The organism is Acidovorax sp. 99, assembly GCF_003096455.1.
GTDB classification, from domain to species: Bacteria; Pseudomonadota; Gammaproteobacteria; order Burkholderiales; family Burkholderiaceae_C; genus Acidovorax; species Acidovorax delafieldii.
Window position 1 is genome coordinate 1590547 of sequence record NZ_QEKU01000001.1, and the last position, 23429, is coordinate 1613975.

Consider the following 23429-nt stretch of genomic DNA (forward strand, 5'->3'; position numbering starts at 1 on the left):
CACGGCAAACCGGCGCATACTGAACACCTCCCTCTCCGCCCCTTCCTCCATGCGTCCCCACCTGCTGCAAGACACCACCCTGCGCTACTTTCTGGCCGTGGCGCAGAGTGGATCGCTCACCGAGGCCTCGGCCCGCCTGCATGTGGCCGCCTCGGCACTGAGCCGCCAGATCGCAGGGCTGGAGGCCCAGCTGGGCACGCCCCTCTTTGAGCGCCACCCGCGCGGCATGGTGCTGACAGCGGCGGGCGAGATCCTGGCGGTGCACGCGCGCCGCACGTTGCTGGACGCCGAGCGCGCGCTGGGCGAGATCGGCGCGCTGCAGGGCCTGCGTGCGGGGCAGGTGCGCCTGGCCACATCGGATGCGTTCGCGAACGAGCTGGTGCCGCGCCTGTGCGTGGAGTTCCAGCGCACGTACGCAGGGGTGCAGTTCAGCGTCATCGCCTTGCCCACGGCCCAGGTGCCCGACGCCGTGCGCAGCGGCGCAGCCGACATCGGCCTGTGCTTCAGCCGCGCACCGCACAAGGACATCGACGTGGCCTACCGCCAGAGCGCGCCGGTGCTGGCCCTGCTGCCCCCGGGCCACCCACTGGCCAGCACAGGCAGCGTGACCCTGGCGCAGATGGCCGGGTACCCGCTGGCCCTGCCCCCGGCCGAAACCACGGTGCGCCAGATGATCGACATCGTCTGCAGCCGCCAGGGCCTGCAGCTCGAAGCCGTGCTCATCAGCAACCACGCCAAGACGGTGGTCAACTTTGTGCAGCTGGGCGGCGGACTGTCCGTGGCCAGCGAGATCGCCGTGCGCCACCTGGTGGCCGAAGGCGCCATCGTGGCCCTGCCCATCAGCGACCCCGGCATGGACCTGCGCGACATCGAGATCCAGACCCTGGCCGGGCGCAGCCTGCCGGTGGCGGCGCAGGCGTTTCTGGAACTGCTCAAGGAACGGCTACCGCAGCCGTGGTAGGCCTTGGCGCGGGTTAGTCGCTGGGCTGGTCATCCATCGGCCGGCCGAGGCGAATCGGGCCGCCGGGCGCCGTGGCATCCACCAGCACCCCGCCGCGCGTGACGCGCAGGCGGTGCTGATGTGCCAAAACCTGCGCCACCTGCCTGACTTGAGGCATGTAGTGGCGCCAGTCACCGCCCTCTGGCACCAACGCCCGAGCGACCTCTGACGGGCAGATCGTCGTGTGCGGCTTGCGCTGCGCCAGCAAGGCAAAGATTTGCGCCTCCACGTCTGCGTCGGTCATGGCGCGCGCGCGGTGTTGCGAACCCTGCTCAGTAACCGTGCTGCGCGCGAAAATCCCGCGCCTTGCCAAAGTGCCCGTTGCCAATGAAGGGCACGGGCGGGCGCAGCGCCGACAACGGCGAGGGGTGGTTGGACGTGAGCACCAGGTGCCCCCGGTCTGCGGGGATCCACGCGCGCTTTCCCTGTGCGTGCGAGCCCCAGAGCATGAACACCACCGGACGCGGGCCCTCGGCCACGTGGCGGATGACGGTGTCGGTCAGCTCTTCCCAGCCCTTGCCCGCATGGCTGGCGGCCTGGCCCTCTTCCACCGTGAGGCAGGTGTTGAGCAGCAGCACGCCATTCTTTGCCCACTTGACCAGGCTACCGCCGGGGTTCGGGAACGGGGGAAACGCCACCCCCAGGTCGCGCTGCATTTCCTTGAAGATGTTCTGCAGCGAGGGCGGCAGCCGCACGCCCGGCGCCACCGAAAATGCCAGACCCTCGGCCTGGCCCCGGCCGTGGTACGGGTCCTGCCCCAGGATGACCACGCGCACGTCTTCGGGTGGCGTCAGGTCCAGCGCGCGCAACGGCTGGGGCGGAAAGATCGCTGCTCCCGCCTGCAGCCGCGCCTGCAAGTGAGCGAGCAACGCCTGCCCACGCGCGCCTGCAAAAAAGGCGTCCACCAAGGGCTGCCAGCCAGGGGCCACCGGCCAGTCGGCGGGTTGGGCCGTCTGGAGTTGCGTGGCGGGCATTTCAGAGGGATTCATGGCGAAATGGGCTGGTAGCGCTATTTAAATATGCTCCAGCAGCTATCAAAAACATAGTGATCGATCACTGTCAAGCAAACAGCTTGGCCAGCGCCAGGCCGGGGTCGTCGGCGCGCATGAAGGCCTCGCCCACCAGAAAGGCGTGCACACCCGCGTCGCGCATGGTCTTCACATCGGCAGGCTTGAGGATGCCGGACTCGGTGACCAGCAAACGGTCCGCAGGCACATCCTTGAGCATGCCCAGGGTGGTGTCCAGCGTGACTTCAAACGTGCGCAGGTTGCGGTTGTTGATGCCCACCAGCGGGGTCTTGAGCTTGAGCGCGCGCTCCAGTTCGGCGCGGTCATGCACCTCCACCAGCACCGCCATGTCCAGGCTGCGGGCAATGGCCTCGAAGTCAGCCATCTGGGCGTCATCCAGGCAGGCAGCGATCAGCAGGATGGCATCGGCGCCCATGGCGCGGGATTCGTAGATCTGGTACGCATCCACCATGAAGTCCTTGCGCAGCACGGGCAGCAGGGTGCTCGCGCGTGCCTGCTTCAGGTAGTCCGGCTGGCCCTGAAAGAACTGCCGGTCGGTCAGCACCGACAGGCAGGCCGCGCTGACCTTGCCATCGCCTTCCATATAGCTTTGCGCAATGTCAGCGGGCTCGAAGTCAGCGCGCAGCACGCCCTTGCTGGGGCTGGCTTTCTTGACCTCGGCAATCACCGCCGCCTGGCCCTTGGCGATCTTGGTCCGCAGCGCGCCTTCAAAGTCGCGCGTGAGCACGCGGCTCTCCGCATCGGCGCGCATGGCGTCGAACGGCTGGCGCTTCTTGGCGGCGGCCACTTCTTCGTGCTTGACGGCCACGATCTTGTTGAGGATGTCACTGCTCATGGTTGGCTGCCTTGTCGGTTTCAGTGGGCTCAGCGGAGCCCTGTTTCAGAATGCGGGTGAACACGCGGTGCATCACGACCCCGGCCACGATGAACAGGGCAGAGACGCCCAGTGCGATCCAGGTGCCCGGGTCGTGCCACATGGCTGGGTCAGGCCGCCGTATCAGACCGCTGTGGCCAGCGCATGCGTGCGGGTGACCACCTGCTCCAGCTTGGCCAGCGCGGCGCCGGAGGCAATCGCAGCGCGTGCCTTGGCAATGCCCGCCTGGATGGACTCGGCCACGTTGGCGGCATAGAGGGCCACGCCTGCATTCAGGCAGACGATGTCCTGCGCGGCACCGGGTTCGCCCTTCAGCACGCCGATCAGCATCTCACGCGACTGCTCGGGTGTTTCGACCTTGAGGGCGCGGTTGCTGGCCATCGGCAGGCCGAAGTCTTCAGGGTGGATCTCGTATTCGGTGATCTGGCCGTTCTTCAGCTCACCCACCAGCGTGGCGGCGCCCAGGCTCACTTCGTCCATGCCATCGCGGCCGTACACCACCAGCGCGTGTTCGGCGCCCAGGCGCTGCAGCGCGCGCACCTGGATACCGACGAGGTCGGGGTGGAACACGCCCATCAGGATGTTTGGCGCACCGGCCGGGTTGGTCAGCGGGCCCAGGATGTTGAAGATGGTGCGCACGCCCAGTTCCTTGCGCACCGGGGCCACGTTTTTCATGGCGGGGTGGTGGTTGGGCGCAAACATGAAGCCGATGCCGACTTCAGCGATGCACTGGGCGATCTGCTCGGGCTTGAGGTTGATGTGGATGCCCAGGGCCTCCATCACATCGGCGCTGCCGCTTTTGCTCGACACACCGCGCCCGCCATGTTTGCTGACCTTGGCGCCCGCTGCGGCGGCCACGAACATCGAGCAGGTGGAGATGTTGAAGGTGTTGGCTCCGTCGCCGCCCGTACCCACGATGTCCACCATGTGGGTCGCGTCCTTGACGTGCACCTTGGTGCTGAACTCGCGCATCACCTGCGCGGCAGCGGTGATCTCGCCGATGGTTTCCTTCTTCACGCGCAGGCCGGTGATGATGGACGCGGTCATGACGGGCGAGAGTTCGCCGTTCATGATGAGCCGCATCAGGTGCAGCATCTCGTCGTGGAAGATTTCGCGGTGCTCGATGGTGCGCTGCAGCGCTTCTTGGGGGGTAATGGGCATGGAATGTCTCCTGGTATTTATGCAGAGGGCTGGTCTGTGAAGGCCAGCTTGAGCCCGAAGCCGATGAACATGGCACCGGCCACGCGGTCCAGCCAGTGCATGCCGCGCTGGATCACCCCGGCGCGCCGTGCCATCCACGATGCCGCCAGCGCCCAGCCCACATTGACGGGGACGGCGTTGAGGTTGAACAGCACGCCCAACAGCACAAAGGCCAGCGCCTTGTTGTCCGCGCCCGGCGCGATGAACTGCGGCACAAAGGCCAGGAAGAAGATCGCGACCTTGGGGTTGAGCACATTGGTCCAGAAGCCACCGAGGAACACCTTGCGCAGCGGTGTGTGCTGCGCAGGGGCCGCCTGCGCGGCTGCCAGCGCTGCGCTGTTACCGCCATCAGCACCGGGCTTGGACAACAGCATGCGCACACCCATCCACATCAGGTACGCTGCACCGATCCACTTGAGCACGGTAAACGCCGTGGCCGATGCGGCCAGCAGCGCGCCCACGCCCACGGCGGCCGCAAAGATGTGCACAAAACACCCAGCCGTGATGCCCAGCCCCGCCACGATGCCCGCGCGGGTGCCGGTCTTGAGCGCGTTGGTCACGATGTAAAGCACATCGGGGCCTGGCGTGAGGTTGAGCAGCCAGCCTGCGGCAATGAACATCACCAACTGGTGGGCGTCAATCATCATGTGCGCTGCTCCAGAAAGTTCTTCAGCATGGCGTGGCCGTGTTCGGTGAGGATGCTTTCGGGATGGAACTGCACGCCTTCGATCGCCAGCGTCTTGTGGCGTACGCCCATGATCTCGCCGTCCTCCGTCCAGGCCGTCACCTTCAGCACATCGGGGCAGGTGGCGCGCTCGATGGCCAGCGAGTGGTAGCGGTTGACGGTGAACTGCTCGGGCAACCCGGCAAACACGCCCTTTTGCGTGGTGGTGATGACGCTGGTCTTGCCGTGCATCAGCTCCTGCGCGCGGATGATGTTGCCGCCGAAGGCCGCGCCAATGCTCTGGTGGCCCAGGCACACGCCCAGAATGGGCAGCTTGCCGGCAAAGTGCTTGATCGCGGCCACGGAGATACCCGCCTCCGCAGGCGAGCAAGGGCCGGGCGAGATGACGAGGCGGTCGAGCTGGCCCGCGTTGAGACGCGCCTCGATCTCGGCCACGGTGATCTCGTCGTTGCGGAACACCTCGACCTCGGCGCCCAGTTCACCAAAGTACTGGACGATGTTGTAGGTAAAGCTGTCGTAGTTATCGACCATCAAGAGTTTAGTCATGCGGCGCTCCCGGCAAGGGCGGGCTCGCGCAGACGGGCGAACTCGCGGTGTTCATAGGCAATGCAGGCTTCCATGAGGCTGCGGTAGATGGCTTCCATCACGTCGGCGTCACCGCCTTCGGCCTGGGCGCGCTCGCGCACGCGGGCCACGATGGCCTCGATGCGCGCTTCATCGCGCACCTGTTCCACACCTTGCTTGATGCGGGCGGCCTGGGTCATGTAGCCCACGCGCTCCACCAGCAAGGGCACCAGGACGTCGTCCAGCGCGTTCACTTCGCGGCGCACGTCCTGCATGGTGGCGCAGGGTTTGACTCGGGTGATAGCGAGGGTCATTCCAGCCCCTCCTCGACCAGTTCGGCGGCGCGCAGCAGCGCACGGGCCTTGTGTTCGGTTTCTTTCCATTCCAGCTCGGGCACCGAGTCAGCCACCACACCGGCTGCCGCCTGCACGTAGAGCGTGCCGTTCTTGATGATGCCGGTACGGATCGCAATCGCCACGTCCATGTCGCCCGCGTAGCTCAGGTAGCCGCAGGCGCCGCCGTACAGGCCGCGCTTGGTGGGTTCCAGCTGGTCGATGAGCTCCATGGCGTGCACCTTGGGCGCGCCGGTGAGTGTGCCGGCGGGGAAGGTGGCCTTGAGCACATCCATGCTGGTCATGCCGTCGTGCAGGATGCCTTCCACGTTGCTCACGATGTGCATCACGTGGCTGTAGCGCTCCACTGCAAAGGCCTCGGTCACCTTCACGGTGCCCGTTTTGGCAATGCGGCCGATGTCGTTGCGCGCCAGGTCGATCAGCATCACGTGTTCGGCGCGTTCCTTGGGGTCGTTGATGAGTTCAACCTCGGTGGCCTTGTCCTTCTCGGGTGTGGCGCCGCGCGGGCGGGTGCCAGCCAGCGGGCGGATGGTGACCTTGGTGCCTTCGTCGGTCTTCTCCTGGCGCACCAGGATCTCGGGGCTGGCGCCCACCACGTGGAAGTCGCCAAAGTCGTAGAAGTACATGTACGGCGACGGGTTCAGCGAACGCAGCGCGCGGTACAGCGACAGAGGCGACTCGGTGTAGCGCTTGTGGATGCGCTGGCCCACCTGCACCTGCATGAAATCGCCCGCAGCGATCAGCTCCTTGGCGCGCTCCACGGCGGCCAGGTAGTCAGCCTTGGCAAAGTCGCGCTGGGCGGGGTGGCTTTCGGTGGCCTTGACCACGGGGGCGCTCACCGAATACTTGAGCTGCTCTTTCAGCTCGCGCAGGCGCTTCTTGGCCTTGGCGTAGGCCTCGGGCTGGGCCGGGTCGGCGTAGACAATGAGGTACAGCTTGCCCGAGAGGTTGTCGATGACGGCCAGCTCCTCGCACTGCAGCAGCAGGATGTCGGGGCAGCCCAGGGTATCGGGTGGGCAGGTGGTCTCCAGCTTCTTTTCGATGTAGCGCACCGCGTCGTAGCCGAAGTAACCGGCCAGGCCACCGCAGAAGCGCGGCAGGCCGGGGCGCAAAGCCACTTTGAAACGCTTTTGGTAGGCCTCAATGAAATCGAGCGGGTTGCCTTGCGCGGTCTCGACCACCTGACCGTCGGTCACCACCTCGGTCCTGGCCTGGTCGCCAAAGCCGCTGGCGCGCAGCAGGGTGCGGGCGGGCAGGCCAATGAAGCTGTAGCGCCCGAAGCGCTCGCCGCCCACCACGGATTCGAGCAGGAAGCTGTGCTTGCCGCCGTCTTTGGTGTGCGCCAGCTTCAGATAGAGCGAGAGCGGAGTTTCCAGGTCCGCAAAGGCCTCGGCCATGAGCGGAATGCGGTTATAGCCTTCGCTGGCCAGGCTTTTGAATTCAAGTTCTGTGATCACGGGGAGGGCTCCCAGCTGTCGCAGCGCGTGTCCCTGTGCAATGAAAAAGGGGCGCTGCGGTCCATTCAATCGGCCTCACCGCATCCGGGTGGAGGCCACGGGTGCACGCTGGGGCTGCTGCCCAGGTGCCATCAGGCGTTCAAAGCGACAGGCTGACGCCAGGGCCAGGCTCCCCGGTCGCTGCAACCTGTGATGAACACGTGGTGAATGAACATGGGCCAAAGTGTAGCAAAGCTTTTTTAGCGGGCTGATTTGACAGCCCTCACAGCGAGATCGCACAACCGCTCGAAAACCCTGTTGCGGCCCGACAGGAGCGCTGCAACAATTTGAAACGAACGACCGTTCTTTTTTAAGGAGCTGCGCATGAAATTCCTGACGCGATGCGCTGTGATGGCGGGAGCTTGCCTGTTGGCAGCCAGTGCCATTGCCCAGCCCATTACCGTGGCCGACGTGAAGTACGAAGAAACCGCCAGCCTGAGCGGCAGCACCCTGCAGCTCAACGGCGCAGGGGTGCGCTACAAGGCAGTGTTCAAGGTGTACACGGCGGGGCTGTATCTTGAAAAGAAAGCTGGCACACCCGCCGACGTCATGGCCCAGAAGGGCCCCAAGCGCATGAGCATCACCATGCTGCGCGACATCGACTCCACCGAGCTGGGCAAGCTGTTCTCGCGCGGCATGGAGGACAACATGGACCGCGCGGCATTCTCCAAGCTCATTCCTGGCGTGCTCCGCATGAGCCAGATCTTCTCGGACCACAAGAAGCTGGTGGCGGGAGACCAGTTCCAGATCGACTGGATTCCGGGTACCGGCACGATCATCACCGTCAAGGGCAAGCCGCAGGGAGAGCCCTTCAAGGAACCCGAGTTCTTCAACGCGTTGCTGGGTATCTGGCTGGGCAATGCGCCAGCTGACTGGAAGCTCAAGGACGCGTTGCTGGGCAAGACCGCCCAGTCATCGTCCTAGTTGTCCTAGGGCAAACACCCACGCTCTCCCGGCCCCAGTTGTCGCGCGTCCGACAGACGCGCCCTCTACCCGGGAGTAGCCTGCCTCTTACTTTGTGCCACAGCCATTTCCCATCTGTTTGAGACTTCCGACGACGCGACAACCGGCCTCCCACTGCGCACACCCGCAGCGCCCGAGGCCACGGCCTGAACCGAGTTTTATGCGCTACCCGCGCCCCGCAACGAGCCGTCTGTAACGCCCCTTGTGATCCCTGCCCTCCTTCGCGCCAGACACCACCATGAAACTCAGCAACCTTTCCGTCGGCTTGCGCCTGGGCGCATCCTTCGGCGCCATTCTTCTCATCACGGCTCTCATTGCGGCCACAGGGATGTGGCGCATTGCCAGCCTGCAAAGTGCCAGCGAGCGCGTCGCCACGCAGGAGATCGAGCAGCAAACCCTTGTGGAGGACTGGGCGTCAGACATCCGGCTGAACTGGGTACGCACCGAGGCCTTCCTCAAGGCCATCGACCGCGACTACATGGACAAGCTCACCGCCGATACCCAGGCGACGGCGAAGGGCATGGAAGCCAAGGTCAAGCGCATTGAGGCACTGGTGCAAGGCGACCAGGCCAAGGGGCTTCTGGCCGCAATTGCGACGGCCCGGCAGGCCTACAACGACAAGCTCAACGAAATCCGGGAACTGCACCGCGGTGGCGAACCCAACGTGCCCGCCCTCGTGGACAAAGACCTGCGCCCGCTGGCCGACAAATACCTTCAATCCCTCGACGACCTGCGCAAAACCATGGCCGCCCAGCTGGCCGAAAGCCAGGCAGACACCTCCACCCTGGCCAAAGCCAGCCAGGTGCTGTTGGGCGTAGGCACGCTGGTGGCCGTCGCGCTCGGCGCATTGATGGGCCTGACCGTCACGCGCTCCATCGTGCGCCCCTTGCAGCAAGGCCAACAAGCCGCCGAAAGCATTGCAGATGGCGACCTGACCCACCCCATTACCACCAGCGGCAATGACGAAACCGGCCAGTTGCTCCAAGCACTGTCCACCATGCAATCGCGCCTGGCCACCATCGTGGGCAACGTGCGCAACAGCGCCGAGGGCGTGGCCACGGCCAGTGCCGAGATTGCGTCAGGCAACAACGACCTGAGTGCCCGCACAGAACAGCAGGCCAGCGCACTGGAGGAAACCGCAGCCTCCATGGAAGAGCTGGGCTCCACCGTGCGCCAGAACGCCGACAACGCCCGCACCGCCAACCAGCTGGCCATGAGTGCCAGCACCGTGGCCGTGCAGGGCGGCGACGTGGTGGCCGAGGTGGTGGACACCATGAAGGGCATCAACGACAGCAGCCGCAAGATCGCCGACATCATCAGCGTCATCGACGGCATCGCCTTCCAGACCAACATCCTGGCGCTGAACGCGGCCGTGGAGGCCGCCCGCGCGGGCGAACAGGGCCGTGGCTTTGCGGTGGTGGCGGGCGAGGTGCGCAGCCTGGCACAACGCAGCGCCGAGGCCGCCAAGGAGATCAAGGGTCTGATTGGAACCAGCGTGGAACGCGTGGAGCGTGGCACGGCCCTGGTGGACAAGGCCGGCGCCACCATGACCGAGGTGGTCAGCGCCATCCGCCGCGTGACTGACATCATGGGCGAAATCAGCGCCGCCAGCAGCGAACAGAGCCAGGGCGTCTCACAGGTCGGCGAGGCCATCACGCAGATGGACCAGGCCACCCAGCAAAACGCCGCCCTGGTGGAACAAAGCGCCGCAGCCGCCGATAGCCTCAAGACCCAGGCCGGCCAGCTGGTGGATGCCGTGGCAGTGTTCCGCCTCTCGGACAACGCCACGCGCCCCAGCAGCACCGCGCCCGCCCCCGTGCGCAGCAATCCCCCCGCGTCATCACGTCTGGACTACCGCAGCGTGGCGCCGCGCCAGCTGACCGCCTGAACAGGCAGGCTCGGCCAGCTCAGGCGAGCTGCGCCAGCGCATCCACAAAACCATCGGCATCCACGGCCCGCACGGGCTGGCCGTGGTTGTAGCCATAGGTGACCAGCACCACCGGGCAGCCCGCAGCCCGCGCGGCCTGCGCATCGTTGCTGGAGTCGCCCACCATGAGCGTGCGCGCGGGGTCGGTGCCCAAGGCTTCGCAGGTCTTGAGCAACGGCAACGGATCGGGCTTCTTGCGCTCGAACGAGTCGCCACCGAAGACCTTCTCGAAATAGCCGTCAAGCCCCTTGGACTGCAGCAAGGGCAGCGCAAAGTCCCGGGGCTTGTTGGTCAGACAGGCGAGACGCAGACCCCGGGCGCGCAAAGCCTGGAGCCCCGCCTCCACACCGTCATACACCCCGGCATACTGGCCATTGATGGCGAGATAGTGGCGTTGGTAGCTGGCCCAGGCCGATGGATACAACGCTTCAATTTCAGTAGCAATAGAGGCATGATTTATCTGCGCCAGCACGTGGTGGAGCACTGAACGCAGCAAATGCTCCGACCCCTTGCCCACCATGTGCTCGATGGTCTGTGCCGCTATCGACGGCAGCTCCAGTTCGCGCAGCATGCGGTTCAGTGCCTCGTTGAAATCACCCATGGTGTCCACCATGGTTCCGTCCAGGTCGATGATGGCGGCGTCCACGCCGGTGAGCAATGTGGACAGCGGGGGGGTAACGGCGAGAGACATTGGGCAAGCATTCGGAAAGAGAAGACGGGACCAAGTTTACGGAACCCGTCAAATCCTCCCCTGGTCTGCCTTGCTTCGCTCACCGCAGACTGAGCGTCTCGCGCTTCCACGCTGGGTCTTGCCAGCGCTGGAACAGGGGCAGCGCTGCCACATCGCCCGTCACGCGCTCGGTGGTCAAGCCCTCCAGCCGCACCACCTCAAAACTCTTGCGGTAGCGGCCCTGGCCCCGGGCTTCGCGTGCCACCAGCATCTGCTGGCCGCCGGGCACCCAGCCCGCCCATTCGGCCACGCCGGTCTCGGGCGTTGCGGCGGCGGGCGGCAGCACATCGGCCAGCCAGCCACCTTCCGTTTTGCGCAGCACCCACAGCTCGCGCCAGCCTTCCATGGGCTGCACGGCCAGGGTCAGGGCTGTTCCTTCGCGGTTGGTGCTGGCCGATGCAGTCCACACCACGCCGTAGGTGCAGCGGCGCAGCAGTGGCGCCTTGGCGCTGTGCTGCGCGTCCACCAGCAGCACGCAGGTTTCGCCGGGGGTGCCGGGTTCGGTCAGCAGTGTGGGGCGGGCTCCGGCGGCGGTCGCGACAGGCGCCGCAGCAGGCACCAGCGCCCAGCGTACGGCGCTCACCCGCATGGCAGCGTCGTTGTAGGCGCTCTGGTCTTCGTCGGGCAGGTCGGCCTTGCTCACGCCGGTGAATTCCGTCAGGGCGCGTGCTGCGGCTGCGGCCACGGCCAGGTCGGCTGCGTTCTTGCGGGCTTGCTGGAAAGCTGCGGCGCCCCACACGCTGGCGCGCCGCATCTGCACGCGGTTGCGCAGGTAGCCGGGCAGGCCCGCCACGTCCACGCGCTCCAGTACCTCAGCCTGCCAGGTGGTGACCTTGGCACGCTCGTGTGCGGGCAGGTCGGGGTTGATGCATTCGGGGCGGGTCAGCGCCAGGACGGCACGGGCGCGCTGCTCGGCATCGGCCACGGGCATGGCCAGCAGGCGGCGAAAGGCCTCGCCCTCGTAGCAGACCTGCATGCGGCCTTCGACCTCGTAGGTGGCAAAGCGCACGCCGTAGCCATTGGCCACATCCAGGTGGGCCGACAAGGTAGCGCCCGAGGCCTTGCCCGGAACGGCCACTGAGGCACGGCGCGCCAGGCGGTCGGCAAAGGTGCCCAGGGCATCGAAAGCCTGGGCACCCTCCACACCCGCCAGGGCCTTGGCGGGCGCGGCTTGCAGGTAGGCGGCGGTGAGGCCAATGCCCATCGCTTCGGCGCCCGGCGTGTCCTGCACAAAGCGCATCACGGCCAGCAGCGCGGGGCCTTCTGCATCGGTCAGGGCCACGCGGCGCACATCGCTGGCGCGGATGAAGCCACCGCGCTCACGCTTGTGGTCCCACACCTGCAAATAGTCGAGGCGTTCGCCGCGCACTTCGAGCACTTCGCCCTGCCACAGGCTGGCCTGCTGCTGGGCTCCGTCACGGGGTGCGGCGCGCAGGCTGGCCTGGTCTTGCACCACGATGGCGCTGCCCTGGGCGCCGGGCGATGGCTGGGGGGCGGCCACGGCCGCCACGGTCACTGCGGCGCTCGCCACGGCTGCCAACAAAGTTGCGAAGGTCGCGTTCATGTTCACTGCTCCACGGCTTGGGTGGTGGTGACGTCGTCGGCCACGGCTGCAGCCTGTGCGGCCCCGGCCTGGGCGTTGCGGTTACCGCCCAGCAGTGCGGCACCAATGAAGTCGCCATTGGTGGGCGGGGGCGCGATGATGACCTGGATCTTGTCCGAGAGCTTGTCGGCCAGCGTCTTCTGAATGAGCAGCGGGTGTTTGGTCACCAGTGCGCCTTCGCGGGCCATTTGCTCGGCGTTGACCTTGCCCACGCGGTCCATGCGGTAGGCTTCGGCCTCGGCCAGCTTCTGACGGGCGTCGGCCTCGCCGTTGGCTTCGATGCGGCGGGCCTGGGCACTGCCCTCTGCGGCTTTGACGCGGGCCACGCGTTCAGCTTCAGCTTCGAGCTGGCGCTGTTCGATCTGGCGTTGCTTGAAGGGCAGCACGTGCTTCATGGCCTCTTCCTGGGCCTTGGCAGCGATGACCTGCTCACGCGCGGCGGCTTCGGCGGCCACTTCGCGACGCACCTTGTCGGCGTTGGCGTCCAGCTCGGTTTCCTTCACACGCTTGTCTTTCAGCTCCAGCGTGTAGCGCATTTTTTCGGACGCCAGCTCTTCGGCCAGCAGGCTGTCCATGCCGCGGCGGTACTCCGCGGGCAGGTCCACCTTGCCGATCTGGAGGCTGCGCAGCGTCACGCCATCGGCAGCCAGGCGGGCACGCAGTTCGGTTTCGATGATCTGTGCAATTTCGGCGCGCTTGGACGAGAAGATTTCGCGCACGGTGTAGCGGGCAAACACCTTGTAGACCAAGCCTTGCACGGCGGGCTCCACGATGTCGACACCCACGTTGTCGGGCAGGTTTCCGGCCTTGACGGCGGGCGAGTTGGGGTCCAGGGCGTAACGCACGCTCAGGTCCAGCCCCAGCGACAAGCCTTCTACCGACTGCAGCGGCGCGCTGCCCGTGGCCTGGCGCATGGCTTCGGGACGGTAGCTCTGGTCGCGCAGGGAGAACACCCGCACCGTGTGCAGGCCGGGCACCACCCACACGCTGCCATCGCGCCACAGGCTCACGGCACCGGTGAACTGGTTCAGGCGCACACCCAGGTCGCCTTGCGCCAGGTGTTGCACCGGGGGGTTGCGGACCACCATCAGGCCTGCGGCGGCCACCACCGCGCCAGCAGTCAGCCAGCGCACGGTGCGGGCAGTGGGCAGCAGGTAGGCCCAGTTCAAGGGTGCGGCCAACGCAGCGTCTTCCGTGAGCGTGCTGCCTGGCAGATCAGCGTCCAGCACGGGTTCCGTACCCGCTTCAGGCAAGGAGCTAGAACGACGGCCCTTCAGGGTCTGCACGATGCGGTTCCAGGTGGCTTTCATGGCGTTTCTCTCTCAGGTTGGTTCGGTGTTGTTGTCGGTGTCTGAGTCGCCGTCATGGCTGGCTCATTGAGGACCGATTGTTCGGATCCACCCCGGAAGCAACAACGCAGCGCAGCCCCCAATGCGCTCACACCGCCCGCACGAACCTTCCGGCCCCGGAAGAAAAACTCACACCGCCCGGAACGGGGCGCCGGGATAATCCGCCCACCCCTCCACTGCCCGCCCTGCCCATGACCCGCATTGCCGTGATCGAAGACGACCTGCCCACCAGCAACCAGTTGGCCGGGTGGATACGCAGCGCCAAGAGCGGCATCGTCATCGATCAGTGGTTCACCCGCGACGAGGCCGAAGCTGCGCTGGCCCGCGAGCACTACGACGCCGTGGTGCTCGACATCGAGTTAGGCCGCGAGCGCCATGCGGGCGTGGCCCTCATCAACGCCATCAACAAGCTGCGCCAGGGCACGCCGGTGCTGGTGGTGTCGGCCATGCCTGCGGCCATCTACCGCAGCATCATGAAAGCGCTGGACGCGTGGGACTACCTGCAGAAAACCACGTTCGAAGAGGCCGATTTCATCGAGACCTTTCTCGACATCCTGCGCACCACGCAGGCACAGACCCCGGCCAGTGCAGCCCCCGCCCCGGTGGGCGATGCGCTGGTGCTGGACCCGCTGTGGCAGCGCACCCCCACCTGGCGCGGCGAGCGCATCAACCTGCCACTCACGGCCCAGCGCATCCTGGCCACGCTGCACCAGCGCAGTGGCGAGGTAGTGTCGTATGACGAACTGTTCGAGGTGGTGAAAAGCGGCCGCAACCGCGACAACGTGCGCAAGCACGTGAGCACCATCCGCGAGGCGCTGCGCGAAGTGGACCCCGGATTTGAAGGCATTGAGAACGTGCCCATGCGCGGCTTCCGCTGGACGGTAAAGTGAACACCCCCCTGAGGCCCTGCGGGCCTTCCCCCCGCTCTCGCATTGCTGCGCAATGCGGGCAGGGGGACGCCGCCAGCGCGGCGGGGCGGCCCTTGCGCGGCGGCCCTGGCCTGGGCCATGCCAGTTTTGACCGCCCTGCACGGTACTTTCACGCGAGAGGAATGGAGTGAAACGCCTACTGCACCCCGCACTTGAAATATCGCGCCTAGAAATGCCCCGCCTGGGCCTGCCCGCGTTCCGCCTGCGCATTCTGGTGCGCGGGGTGTTCATGCTGCTGGCCCTGGCCACGGTGGCGCTGAGCGTGGTGGTGCTCAAGGACGAAAAAGAACGCGCCTGGCAGGCCTACCAGCACGGTTTTGTGCGCAGCCAGGCCGAGGTCATGGCACGGCTGCGCCACCCCTCGGGCCAGTTGGCGCTGCTCAACGCCAGCCACCTCGGCCAGGGCGTGACGCCGCTGGCGCCGCTGCTGCTGCCCTACGCCGCCATCGACTTTGACGACCCCCAAAAATCGCAACAGGCCGTGGAGATGGCGGGCTGCTCGGTGCAGTACCCCGATGGCGCCTCGGTGTGCGCGGCGATTGGCAACAACCCCTATGCAGGCGGCTTCATTTACCTGGTGGGCAGCTTCTATGCAGGCGAGCTGATACCCCGCGAGCGCGGCGCCTTGGTGCCCGCCGAGGCGCACCGCGCGCGCATCAGCCTCGACATGCGGGGCACCACCTACCGCTGGATTGCGCCGTACGAGGCCATGCCCTCACAGGGCAGCGCGGCCGTGCGCGGGCGCCTGACGGGGTTTGTGGACAACGGCACGCCGCAGCTCGACGCCCGCGCGCGGCCGGTGCGCGACTTTCGCGGCTGGCTGTGGCAAAACGGCCAGTGCCGCGACCTGCCGCCCCCATCGGCCAGCTCGCCCGCTGGCGAGACCACCACCACCGACTGCCTGCGCCGCACCCACTACTCCATCCGCCTGCCCGTCGAGCTATTCCGCGAGGCCCTGTTCCGCAAGGACGAGCGCTTGGTCTGGCCGCCGGAAGACTTGGGACAGATGCGGGCGCGGGTGGAGATGCTGGCGCCGGGCGAGGACACCAAACCCCTGTTCGACAGCGACGCGCCCGGCGCGCAGCTGGCCGCATCGCTGGGCGACCTCTCGCGCAGCTTGCTGCCGGGCGAGCGTGTGCAAATCCGCAAGCTGGGCAGTGACGAGGCCAGCGCCATCACCCTCAAGGGCGTCGAAGTGCAGGCCGATCCCTCAGCCCCCTGGCTGCTGCGCCTGATCCGCTGGCTGCCACTGGAGGCCGCAGGCGTGGGCCCGGCAGCAGCCACGCCCGCCGCCCCCACGGCCCTGGACATTCTGGACACGCCCACCGGCAACTACGTGGTCAACTTCACCGGCCACCTGCGCGGCGTGGAGCAAGGCCTGGCCGCTGTGGCCACGCGCCTGTCGTGGTACCTGGGCGCCATGCTGGGCGCCATTGCGCTGGCCTGGCTGGTGGTCGAGATGGGCCTGATCCGCCGCGTGACCGCCCTGACCCGCCGCGCCGCCGCCGTGTCGTACAACGTGCAGCCTGGCCACACCGGCCCCCGGCTGGGCGACCTGGATGTGTCGGACCTGCGCGGCTCAGACGAGCTGGGCATTCTGGCCGGGGGCCTGGCCGACCTGCTGCAGCGCGTGAAGGACGACCTGCAGCGGGAGCAACTGCGCGCCCAGCAAGAACGCGACATGTGGCACGCCGTGGGGCACGAGATCATGTCGCCCCTGCAGTCGCTGATGGCGCTGAACGGCCCACAAGACCCCGGCCACCGCTATGTGCAGCGCATGCAGCAGGCCATCCATGTGCTCTATGGCACAGCATCGCCCGCCGAGGCACTGCAGGCCGCCGATGTGCCCGAGGGCCGACTGGACCTGGATGCCTTCTTGCGCAACGTGGCCGACAACGCGCACTTTGCGGGCATTCTGGATGTGGTGTACGACCTGGGCCCAGGCCACCCTGGCCCGGTCATCGTGCGGGCCGACGAGTTTGCGCTCGAAGACGTGGTGACCCACATCCTGCGCAATGCCGACCGCTACCGCCCTACGGGCAGCCCCATCAGGCTGACGCTCACCGCGTCGGAATCCACGGCCAGCGCCACGCTGCAAAACCAGGGCTCGACCATTGCCGAAGACCTGCTGGAGCGGATTTTTGAGCTGGGCGTATCAGACCCGGACAGCCCCACCCCGCTGGGCGAAGGCGAACACCGGGGCCAGGGGCTGTTTGTGGCCAAAACCTACATGGCCAAGATGGGCGGCACCATCAATGCGCGCAACACGTCTGATGGCGTGGCCTTCATCCTGACCTTTCAGCGCCTGGGCTGACCCAGCCCAAGAAGCGAAGCGCGCGCACGGGCAAGGGCGGCTCTGTCCGACAGGGGCAAATGGCCCCGGCGCCTACCCTGCAGGCATAGGTGCAGACTTTCGTCTGCCATTGCCTCAGGAGCCCTCCATGAAACGCCTTCGCTTTGCCACCTCTGTATTCACTGCGGCCGTGCTGCTGGCCTGTGCGGGCGCATCCGCTCAAACGCCGCCGCAGGACGCGCGGGCACGCTACGAGCAGGAGCGGGAAAAGTGCATGACCAACAACACCCAGGACAGCCTGGCCACCTGCCTGCGCGAGGCCAACAACGCACTGGACGCTTCCCGCAAGGGCGATCTCAGCACCCCTGGAGCCGCCGCCACCGACAACGCCACCCAGCGTTGTGCAGCGTTCCAGACGGCTGCTGACCAGGCGGATTGCATGCGCCGCGTGCAAAGCAGCCCGGCGAGTGGCTCCGTCTCAGGCGGCGGCGTGCTGCGCGAATCGACCACGACCACCATCACCGTGCCTGCGCAACAGTAACCTGACCTCCCATTAGGTGCGGTCTGTCACAAAGGCATCCGCACCCAATCTTCGCAGTGACCCAGGCGATCAGCCCAAAGCCACACGCATCGCGTCGATCACGCCCCGGTAGTCCGGCTTGCCAAAGATGGCGCTGCCTGCGACAAAGGTGTCAGCGCCCGCGTCAGCCACGCGGCGGATGTTGTCGGTCTTGATGCCGCCATCGACTTCCAGACGAATGTCCTTGCCAGAAGCATCAATGCGCTTGCGCACAGCTTCGATCTTGCGCAGCGCGGAGTCGATAAAGCTCTGGCCGCCAAAGCCGGGGTTCACGCTCATGATGAGAATGAGGTCGATGTCGTCGATCACCCAGTCCAGCACGTCCAGAGGTTCGGCAGGATTGAACACCAGGCCAGGCTTGACGCCTTTGGACCGGATGGCCTGGATGCTGCGGTGCACATGGCCCGAGGCATCGGGGTGGAAGCTGATGTAGTCAGCACCCGCGTCGGCAAAGGCAGCGGCCAAGGCATCCACGGGCTGGATCATCAGGTGCACGTCAATCGGCACGGCCACGCCCGCAGGCGTTTTGGCGTGGGGCTTCAAGGCCTGGCAGACCATGGGGCCAAACGTCAGGTTGGGCACGTAATGGTTGTCCATCACGTCAAAGTGAATCCAGTCGGCGCCAGCGGCAATGACATTGCGCACTTCCTCGCCCAGGCGGGCAAAGTCGGCGGAAAGGATAGAGGGGGCGATTTGGAATGTGCGGCTCATCCCCCGATTGTCGCAAAGCGCAGAACCACTGGGGTTTTGGCACGTGGGAGTTGCCCACACACGGGGCGGCACGGTTACCATGCGGCCCATGCCAAAGTACCAGTTTGACGTGGAAGTGCTGCCCGAATACCTGCCCGAGCAGTCTGCGCCGGACACCGGGGTGTTCAGCTTCGCCTACACCATCACCATCACCAACGCAGGGGACGCGCCCGCCCAGCTGATCTCGCGACACTGGATCATCAGCGACGCGCGCGGCCACACCGAAGAGGTCAAGGGCCTGGGCGTGGTGGGACAGCAGCCGCTGCTCAAGCCGGGTGAGTCGTTCCAGTACACCAGCGGCTGTCGACTGCGCACCTCCAGTGGCACCATGCACGGCACCTTCCATTGCGTGGCCGAAGATGGCGAGCCTTTCAACACCCCGGTGCCCTTGTTCGTGCTGGAGGCGATCAGCCACGGCCCGTCGGGTGAGCCCCTGAGCGGCCGGGTGCTGCATTGAAGAACCATTCCCACAGCCCCCATGCCCACCCCTCCATGGGACCGCTATCCATCGGATGGGCGGCTTTTCCTGTGGGAGCAGGCCACCCATGAAAAATAGCGCCGAGCCCAAAGACCTGGCCCACCTGCTGGCGGCGCTGGACCCTGCCGCCGACCTGGCCGATCGCCACCTCTGGCTCATCCACCTGCTGGACTGGGTGCGCGGCAAGCGTGATTCGGTGCCTGCCGCGGTGGGCCGAGTGCAGCTTTTCATCGATGCAGTCGCGGCGCGGCCCGATATTCAGCAGCGGCTGCAGGCCTGGTGGGCGACGCTGGTGGACCAGGTAGACATCACCACCTTGCTGGCGGACTTTGGCTTTGCACCCCGCACCGCCCTGGTCAGCGAGATGGCCGAACGCCTGCGCACCAAGCTGCTGCCGGGCAGCCCAGAGACCATCGATGCGTCCGAACTGTTCATGCTGGCCTTGCCCAGTGCGTTCGACGCGCAATGGCTGGCCGCGCTGGATGAAGCCACCCTGAACCGCCTGGTGATGTTGCTGGCCCAGGACAACGCCGATGAGCGCGCAGGCGGCGCGACACGCTGGCACCGCGCCTTGCTGGACGCCATCACCTACTGTGCAGGGCAAATCCTCTCGACCGGCTTTGCACCCGAACTGCGGCTGCGCATGAGCGAATCTGCACGGGAGGCACAACCCTTCCACGCCCTCATCCGCGACGTGGAAAGCCTGCGGGTCGAGGTGCTGCACGCACTGCGCACCCCCGACCGGCTGGACGCATCCGCCCAGCGCCTGCGCGAACGCCTGGAGGCCTGCCGCGCGGCGGCTGCCACCGTCTATACGCATTTCGAGGACAACGGCATTTCGGTGGGGCTGGTGTTCCGGCTGCGGCAGCTGCGCGAGCGCATCTTGCGCGTGCGCGTGCTGCTCGACTGCCTGCTGTCCGCGCAGCCCGCAGTCACTGCGGCGCAACTCATGGCACAGCTGGTGATGGTGGGACAGGAGCGGCGCAGCCTGCGCGCGCTGCTAGCCTCCAACTCCTCGCTGCTGGCGGCCAAGGTGGCCGAGCGCAGCGCCGAAACGGGCGAGCACTACATCACCCGCACCAGTACCGAATACCGCTCCATGCTGCGCAAGGCGGCAGGGGGCGGTGCGCTGATGGCCTTCACCACACTGATCAAGTTTGGCCTGTATGCGCTCGCGCTCTCGGCCTTCTGGGGCGGCTTCATGGCGGGCATCAACTATGCCGTGAGCTTTGTGCTGATCCAGTTGCTGCACTTCACGGTGGCCACCAAACAACCTGCCATGACCGCGCCCGCCATGGCGGCCAAGCTCAAGGAGCTGGGCACCGGCGATGCGATCGAGTCGTTCGTGGACGAGATCACGCACCTGGTGCGCTCGCAGGTGGCTGCTGTGCTGGGCAATGTGCTGGTGGTGTTCCCGGCCGTGCTGGCGCTGGCTGCACTGATTGCACTGGCCACGGGCCACCCGGCCATCAGCGAGAAGCAGGCCGAGCATGTGTTCGAGTCCCTGCACCTGCTGGGGCCGTCGCTGTTCTTTGCCGCCTTTACCGGGGTGCTGCTGTTTGCCTCCAGCATCATCGCGGGCTGGACAGAGAACTGGTTTGTGCTGCACCGCATGGACTCGGCCTTGCACTACAACCCGCGCATCACCGGGCTATTAGGTGCCGAGCGCGCCGCGCGCTGGGCGCGCTTCCTGCGCGAGAACCTGTCGGGTTTTGCAGCCAACATCTCGCTGGGTTTCATGCTGGGCCTGGTGCCTGCTTTCGCTGCGTTTTTCGGCTTGGGGCTGGATGTACGGCACGTCACCCTCTCCACCGGGCAGGTGGCGGCCGCTGGCGCCACGCTGGGTCTGCAGGTGCTGCAGTTGCCCGCGTTCTGGTGGGCGGTAGCCTCGCTCCCGTTCCTGGGCGCACTGAATGTGTCGGTGAGCTTTTATCTGGCCTTCAGTCTGGCGCTGCGTGCACAGAACGTGAGCGGCGTGGACCGCTCGCGCATCTATGCCGCCATCCGCGCCCGCCTGCGCACCGCGCCGTTGAGCTTTTTTGTGCCCGAGCGGCGGGGGCCGCTGGCGACAACGGCACAGGGCTGAGGCGAAACCGCCGCCTCTGTCCTACAAGGGCGGAGTGTTTCCGCCTGTAAATTCAAGGGCCCAACGCCCCAGCGCACCCCGTCCCATCCGCGGAGGGCCTGTGCGCCGGGGCCTCCACTCCAACGGGCAGCGCCCGTCTGACGCAGAGGTCCGATGACATGAATGAAATCCTGAGCTTTTGGGCGCAGTGGCTGCGCCCCTCGGCCGGGCTGCCCACGGTGCAATGGTCACTGCTGCTGGCGGTAGCCGCCATGGCAGGCTATCTCACCCAACGCCACACCGGCCTGCCCAAGGTGGTGGGCTATTCGCTGGTGGGCACGGCAGCCGGCCTGGCAGGCTTCAGCGGTGCAGTCTGGCCGCTGCAGGGCATTGGCCTGTTCCTGCTGGAGCTGGGCGTGGCCATTGTGCTGTTCGAATGTGGCGGCCGTATCCCGCTGCGCTGGTTCCGCCACAACCCCATGGTGCTGGTGCAGAGCATTGCCGAATCGGTGCTGACCTATTTCGCGGTGTACTGGGTGCTGGTGTGGCTGCAGCTGCCGCCCCAGGCGGCTGGCCCGCTGGCCCTGGTGGCGCTGGCGGCATCTCCTGCAGTGCTGACCCGTGTGGTGGCCGACACCCGTGCCGCCGGCCCGGTGACCGAACGCGCCATTGTGCTCACCACACTCTCCACGCTGTATGCCCTGACCCTGGGCAGCGCCAAGGCAGAACTCATCAACCGCCAGAGCCTCACCGTGCTGGAGGCCGTTTCGCCCGTGGTGGTGGTGCTGGGCGTATCGATCGTGGTGGCCGCCGTGCTGGCCCTGGTGCTGCGCATGGCGTTACGCTTCATGAGCCCCACCAGCGAAAACACCTCCATGCTGTTCCTGGCCCTGGTGGCTGCAGGCACGGCAGTGGCCGCTCACATGGGGGGCTCGGCACCACTGGCCGCGCTGCTGGGGGGCATGCTGCTCAAGCAACTCAATCCGCGCCCCTGGGCCTGGCCGCGGCAACTGGGCAATGCATCGTCCCTGCTCACCATGCTGATGTTCGTGCTGGTTTCCACCGTGGCAGCGCAGGCCGACTGGAGCGCGCCCGTGGCCGGCGTGGTGCTGGCCCTGATTGCCGTGCGCCTGCTGGCCAAGGCCACCGGCGTGGCGCTGGGCAATGTGGGCAGCGGCGCCAGCTGGAAGCAGGCGCTGTGGGTGGGCTGCGCGATGACCCCCATGTCCTCCATCGCCCTGCTGATCGCCTCGCAGTTTGTGCTCGCGTCGCCTTCCACCGGCCATGTGATCGCGGGTGTGGCGCTGCCCGCCATCTTGCTGATGGAGGTATTTGGTGCCGTCATTGCCACCGTGGCCATTTACCGTGCGGGCGAAAGCTCCAAACCCTGGGCACCCCTGACCCGCAGCAACAACAACAACGGAGAGTCCCCCCGTGAGTCTTGAAGCCTTCACCCATTCCGAGCCGCTGACGCTGGGCGTCGAGCTGGAGCTGCAGCTGGTCAACACCAACGACTACGACCTGGCGCCCTACGCCGAGGACATGCTGCGCCTCATGAAGAAAACCCCGCTGCCCGGTAGCGTAGTGCCCGAGATGACGAACAGCATGATCGAAATCTCCACCGGCATCTGCCACTCGGCCAGCGAGGTGCTGGGCCAGCTCACGCCCATCCGCGATGCGCTGGTCAAAAGCGCCGACAAGCTCAACATTGCCGTGGTGGGTGGCGGCACGCACCCGTTCCAGCAGTGGCACGAGCGACGCATCTACGACAAGCCGCGCTTTCGCGAGCTGTCCGAGCTGTACGGCTACCTGTCCAAGCAGTTCACCATCTTCGGACAGCACGTGCACATTGGCTGCCCGGATGCGGATGCGGCGCTGCTGATGCTGCACCGCATGTCGCGCTACATCCCGCACTTCATTGCGCTGTCGGCGTCCAGCCCCTACGTGCAAGGGCAGGACACGGCCTTTGACTCGGCCCGGCTCAACTCGGTGTTCGCGTTCCCCTTGTCGGGCCGCGCCCCGATGGCGCTGACCTGGGACGACTTCACGACCTACTTCAACAAGATGACCCGCACGGGCGTGGTCAAGAGCATGAAGGACTTCTATTGGGACATCCGCCCCAAGCCCGAGTTCGGCACCATCGAGATCCGCGTGTTCGACACGCCGCTCACCATCGAGCGCGCTGCGGCCCTCGCAGGCTACGTGCAGTCGCTGGGCGCGTGGTTCCTGGCCGACCAGCCCTTCATGCCTGAAGAGGACGACTACCTCGTGTACACCTACAACCGCTTCCAGGCCTGCAGGTTTGGCATGGACGCGGTGTATGTGGACCCGGCCACGGGCGACCACATGCCGCTGCGCGAGCACATCCTGCGCACCATGGACAAGATCGCAGGCCACGCGGCCGTACAGGGCGCATCAAGCGCCATGCACATGCTGCGCACCGAAGTCGAGGCGGGGCAGAACGATGCCCGCTGGCTGCGCCAGCGCCAGAGCGAAGAGCAGCTGCTGGCCGAGGTAAGCCGCCAGGCAGCGCAGCGCTTTCGCGGCGTGGCGGCCTGACCC

23 protein-coding genes are annotated in these 23429 nt (G+C 66.4%); 10 read left to right on the plus strand and 13 right to left on the minus strand.

The features are described from left to right. Window positions 1–49: 49 nt before the first annotated feature. A complete protein-coding gene (locus C8C95_RS07475) occupies window positions 50–961 on the plus strand; it encodes a LysR substrate-binding domain-containing protein (RefSeq protein ID WP_116748146.1) in 912 nt (303 codons plus the stop codon). 13 nt (window positions 962–974) lie between these two features. On the opposite strand, the gene C8C95_RS07480 is transcribed toward C8C95_RS07475, so the two are convergent. The 9 genes from C8C95_RS07480 to trpE form a co-directional block, all read right to left on the minus strand. Further along, window positions 975–1244 (minus strand): DUF3253 domain-containing protein, encoded by a 270-nt coding sequence (locus C8C95_RS07480; protein WP_116748147.1) that lies wholly within the window; start codon window positions 1242–1244, stop codon window positions 975–977. A gap of 28 nt (window positions 1245–1272) precedes the next feature. Continuing rightward, a complete protein-coding gene (locus tag C8C95_RS07485; RefSeq protein ID WP_108497474.1) occupies window positions 1273–1989 on the minus strand; it encodes a uracil-DNA glycosylase in 717 nt (238 codons plus the stop codon). 70 nt (window positions 1990–2059) lie between these two features. Continuing rightward, a complete protein-coding gene (trpC, locus tag C8C95_RS07490; protein ID WP_116748148.1) occupies window positions 2060–2863 on the minus strand; it encodes an indole-3-glycerol phosphate synthase TrpC in 804 nt (267 codons plus the stop codon). Continuing rightward, window positions 2853–3005, minus strand: coding sequence for a hypothetical protein (locus C8C95_RS23665; protein ID WP_165836521.1), 153 nt, complete (start codon window positions 3003–3005; stop codon window positions 2853–2855). The genes trpC and C8C95_RS23665 overlap by 11 nt, the downstream gene beginning before the upstream one ends. A gap of 20 nt (window positions 3006–3025) precedes the next feature. Beyond that, complete coding sequence (trpD, locus tag C8C95_RS07495) at window positions 3026–4063, minus strand: anthranilate phosphoribosyltransferase (RefSeq protein WP_116748149.1); 1038 nt, start codon at window positions 4061–4063, stop codon at window positions 3026–3028. Window positions 4064–4080: 17 nt separating this feature from the next. Then, on the minus strand, window positions 4081–4746 hold the full coding sequence (locus tag C8C95_RS07500; protein ID WP_116750183.1) for a LysE family translocator: 666 nt from the start codon (window positions 4744–4746) through the stop codon (window positions 4081–4083). Beyond that, on the minus strand, window positions 4746–5333 hold the full coding sequence (locus C8C95_RS07505) for an aminodeoxychorismate/anthranilate synthase component II (protein ID WP_116748150.1): 588 nt from the start codon (window positions 5331–5333) through the stop codon (window positions 4746–4748). Before C8C95_RS07505 ends, C8C95_RS07500 begins: the two co-directional genes overlap by 1 nt. Then, window positions 5330–5665 carry a chorismate mutase gene (locus tag C8C95_RS07510; RefSeq protein WP_108499139.1) on the minus strand — a complete coding sequence of 112 codons (336 nt, stop codon included), beginning with the start codon at window positions 5663–5665 and terminating at the stop codon, window positions 5330–5332. The genes C8C95_RS07505 and C8C95_RS07510 overlap by 4 nt, the downstream gene beginning before the upstream one ends. Beyond that, the gene (gene trpE / locus C8C95_RS07515; protein WP_099732322.1) at window positions 5662–7161 is read right to left on the minus strand and encodes an anthranilate synthase component I; all 1500 of its coding nucleotides are present in this window, start codon (window positions 7159–7161) and stop codon (window positions 5662–5664) included. The genes C8C95_RS07510 and trpE overlap by 4 nt, the downstream gene beginning before the upstream one ends. A gap of 363 nt (window positions 7162–7524) precedes the next feature. Between trpE and C8C95_RS07520 the strand changes: the two genes are divergently transcribed. Further along, window positions 7525–8124 carry a chalcone isomerase family protein gene (locus tag C8C95_RS07520; RefSeq protein WP_015016056.1) on the plus strand — a complete coding sequence of 200 codons (600 nt, stop codon included), beginning with the start codon at window positions 7525–7527 and terminating at the stop codon, window positions 8122–8124. 277 nt (window positions 8125–8401) lie between these two features. Next, a complete protein-coding gene (locus C8C95_RS07525) occupies window positions 8402–10051 on the plus strand; it encodes a methyl-accepting chemotaxis protein (RefSeq protein ID WP_116748151.1) in 1650 nt (549 codons plus the stop codon). 19 nt (window positions 10052–10070) lie between these two features. Here C8C95_RS07525 and gph read toward each other — a convergent pair whose 3' ends face one another. The 3 genes from gph to C8C95_RS07540 form a co-directional block, all read right to left on the minus strand. Beyond that, the gene (gene gph / locus C8C95_RS07530) at window positions 10071–10781 is read right to left on the minus strand and encodes a phosphoglycolate phosphatase (protein ID WP_116748152.1); all 711 of its coding nucleotides are present in this window, start codon (window positions 10779–10781) and stop codon (window positions 10071–10073) included. Window positions 10782–10860: 79 nt separating this feature from the next. Then, window positions 10861–12384 carry a hypothetical protein gene (locus C8C95_RS07535; protein ID WP_243415649.1) on the minus strand — a complete coding sequence of 508 codons (1524 nt, stop codon included), beginning with the start codon at window positions 12382–12384 and terminating at the stop codon, window positions 10861–10863. A 2-nt stretch (window positions 12385–12386) separates the two neighbouring features. Next, a complete protein-coding gene (locus C8C95_RS07540) occupies window positions 12387–13733 on the minus strand; it encodes an SPFH domain-containing protein (protein WP_116748153.1) in 1347 nt (448 codons plus the stop codon). 230 nt (window positions 13734–13963) lie between these two features. Here C8C95_RS07540 and C8C95_RS07545 point away from each other — a divergent pair, with 230 nt between their 5' ends. The 3 genes from C8C95_RS07545 to C8C95_RS07555 all read left to right on the plus strand — a co-directional run bounded on the left by C8C95_RS07545 (window position 13964) and on the right by C8C95_RS07555 (window position 17535). Next, on the plus strand, window positions 13964–14662 hold the full coding sequence (locus tag C8C95_RS07545) for a response regulator (RefSeq protein ID WP_116748154.1): 699 nt from the start codon (window positions 13964–13966) through the stop codon (window positions 14660–14662). 166 nt (window positions 14663–14828) lie between these two features. Next, window positions 14829–17015 carry a HAMP domain-containing sensor histidine kinase gene (locus C8C95_RS07550; RefSeq protein ID WP_116748155.1) on the plus strand — a complete coding sequence of 729 codons (2187 nt, stop codon included), beginning with the start codon at window positions 14829–14831 and terminating at the stop codon, window positions 17013–17015. 127 nt (window positions 17016–17142) lie between these two features. Further along, the gene (locus C8C95_RS07555; protein WP_116748156.1) at window positions 17143–17535 is read left to right on the plus strand and encodes a hypothetical protein; all 393 of its coding nucleotides are present in this window, start codon (window positions 17143–17145) and stop codon (window positions 17533–17535) included. Window positions 17536–17604: 69 nt separating this feature from the next. Here C8C95_RS07555 and rpe read toward each other — a convergent pair whose 3' ends face one another. Then, on the minus strand, window positions 17605–18285 hold the full coding sequence (rpe, locus tag C8C95_RS07560; protein WP_099731931.1) for a ribulose-phosphate 3-epimerase: 681 nt from the start codon (window positions 18283–18285) through the stop codon (window positions 17605–17607). Window positions 18286–18373: 88 nt separating this feature from the next. Between rpe and apaG the strand changes: the two genes are divergently transcribed. The 4 genes from apaG (at window position 18374) to C8C95_RS07580 (ending at window position 23426) form a co-directional block, all read left to right on the plus strand. Continuing rightward, window positions 18374–18781, plus strand: coding sequence for a Co2+/Mg2+ efflux protein ApaG (gene apaG, locus C8C95_RS07565; RefSeq protein WP_056748068.1), 408 nt, complete (start codon window positions 18374–18376; stop codon window positions 18779–18781). An 88-nt stretch (window positions 18782–18869) separates the two neighbouring features. Continuing rightward, entirely contained in the window at window positions 18870–20888 is a 2019-nt protein-coding gene (locus C8C95_RS07570) for a site-specific recombinase (protein WP_116748157.1), read from the plus strand. A gap of 158 nt (window positions 20889–21046) precedes the next feature. Next, a complete protein-coding gene (locus C8C95_RS07575; RefSeq protein WP_116748158.1) occupies window positions 21047–22312 on the plus strand; it encodes a cation:proton antiporter in 1266 nt (421 codons plus the stop codon). Then, the gene (locus tag C8C95_RS07580; protein ID WP_116748159.1) at window positions 22302–23426 is read left to right on the plus strand and encodes a YbdK family carboxylate-amine ligase; all 1125 of its coding nucleotides are present in this window, start codon (window positions 22302–22304) and stop codon (window positions 23424–23426) included. Before C8C95_RS07575 ends, C8C95_RS07580 begins: the two co-directional genes overlap by 11 nt. Window positions 23427–23429 lie beyond the last annotated feature (3 nt).

Bases quoted from the DNA above. Each gene is read 5' to 3' on its own strand.
- C8C95_RS07535 (WP_243415649.1), bottom strand. From the start codon at position 12,384: ATGAACGCGACCTTCGCAACTTTGTTGGCAGCCGTGGCGAGCGCCGCA.
- C8C95_RS07480 (WP_116748147.1), bottom strand. From the start codon at position 1,244: ATGACCGACGCAGACGTGGAGGCGCAAATCTTTGCCTTGCTGGCGCAG.
- C8C95_RS07525 (WP_116748151.1), top strand. From the start codon at position 8,402: ATGAAACTCAGCAACCTTTCCGTCGGCTTGCGCCTGGGCGCATCCTTC.
- C8C95_RS07510 (WP_108499139.1), bottom strand. From the start codon at position 5,665: ATGACCCTCGCTATCACCCGAGTCAAACCCTGCGCCACCATGCAGGAC.
- C8C95_RS07575 (WP_116748158.1), top strand. From the start codon at position 21,047: ATGAATGAAATCCTGAGCTTTTGGGCGCAGTGGCTGCGCCCCTCGGCC.
- C8C95_RS07520 (WP_015016056.1), top strand. From the start codon at position 7,525: ATGAAATTCCTGACGCGATGCGCTGTGATGGCGGGAGCTTGCCTGTTG.
- rpe (WP_099731931.1), bottom strand. From the start codon at position 18,285: ATGAGCCGCACATTCCAAATCGCCCCCTCTATCCTTTCCGCCGACTTT.
- C8C95_RS07540 (WP_116748153.1), bottom strand. From the start codon at position 13,733: ATGAAAGCCACCTGGAACCGCATCGTGCAGACCCTGAAGGGCCGTCGT.
- C8C95_RS07555 (WP_116748156.1), top strand. From the start codon at position 17,143: ATGAAACGCCTTCGCTTTGCCACCTCTGTATTCACTGCGGCCGTGCTG.
- C8C95_RS07500 (WP_116750183.1), bottom strand. From the start codon at position 4,746: ATGATTGACGCCCACCAGTTGGTGATGTTCATTGCCGCAGGCTGGCTG.
- C8C95_RS07475 (WP_116748146.1), top strand. From the start codon at position 50: ATGCGTCCCCACCTGCTGCAAGACACCACCCTGCGCTACTTTCTGGCC.
- apaG (WP_056748068.1), top strand. From the start codon at position 18,374: ATGCCAAAGTACCAGTTTGACGTGGAAGTGCTGCCCGAATACCTGCCC.
- C8C95_RS07505 (WP_116748150.1), bottom strand. From the start codon at position 5,333: ATGACTAAACTCTTGATGGTCGATAACTACGACAGCTTTACCTACAAC.
- trpD (WP_116748149.1), bottom strand. From the start codon at position 4,063: ATGCCCATTACCCCCCAAGAAGCGCTGCAGCGCACCATCGAGCACCGC.
- gph (WP_116748152.1), bottom strand. From the start codon at position 10,781: ATGTCTCTCGCCGTTACCCCCCCGCTGTCCACATTGCTCACCGGCGTG.
- C8C95_RS07485 (WP_108497474.1), bottom strand. From the start codon at position 1,989: ATGAATCCCTCTGAAATGCCCGCCACGCAACTCCAGACGGCCCAACCC.
- trpC (WP_116748148.1), bottom strand. From the start codon at position 2,863: ATGAGCAGTGACATCCTCAACAAGATCGTGGCCGTCAAGCACGAAGAA.
- C8C95_RS23665 (WP_165836521.1), bottom strand. From the start codon at position 3,005: ATGTGGCACGACCCGGGCACCTGGATCGCACTGGGCGTCTCTGCCCTG.
- C8C95_RS07545 (WP_116748154.1), top strand. From the start codon at position 13,964: ATGACCCGCATTGCCGTGATCGAAGACGACCTGCCCACCAGCAACCAG.
- C8C95_RS07570 (WP_116748157.1), top strand. From the start codon at position 18,870: ATGAAAAATAGCGCCGAGCCCAAAGACCTGGCCCACCTGCTGGCGGCG.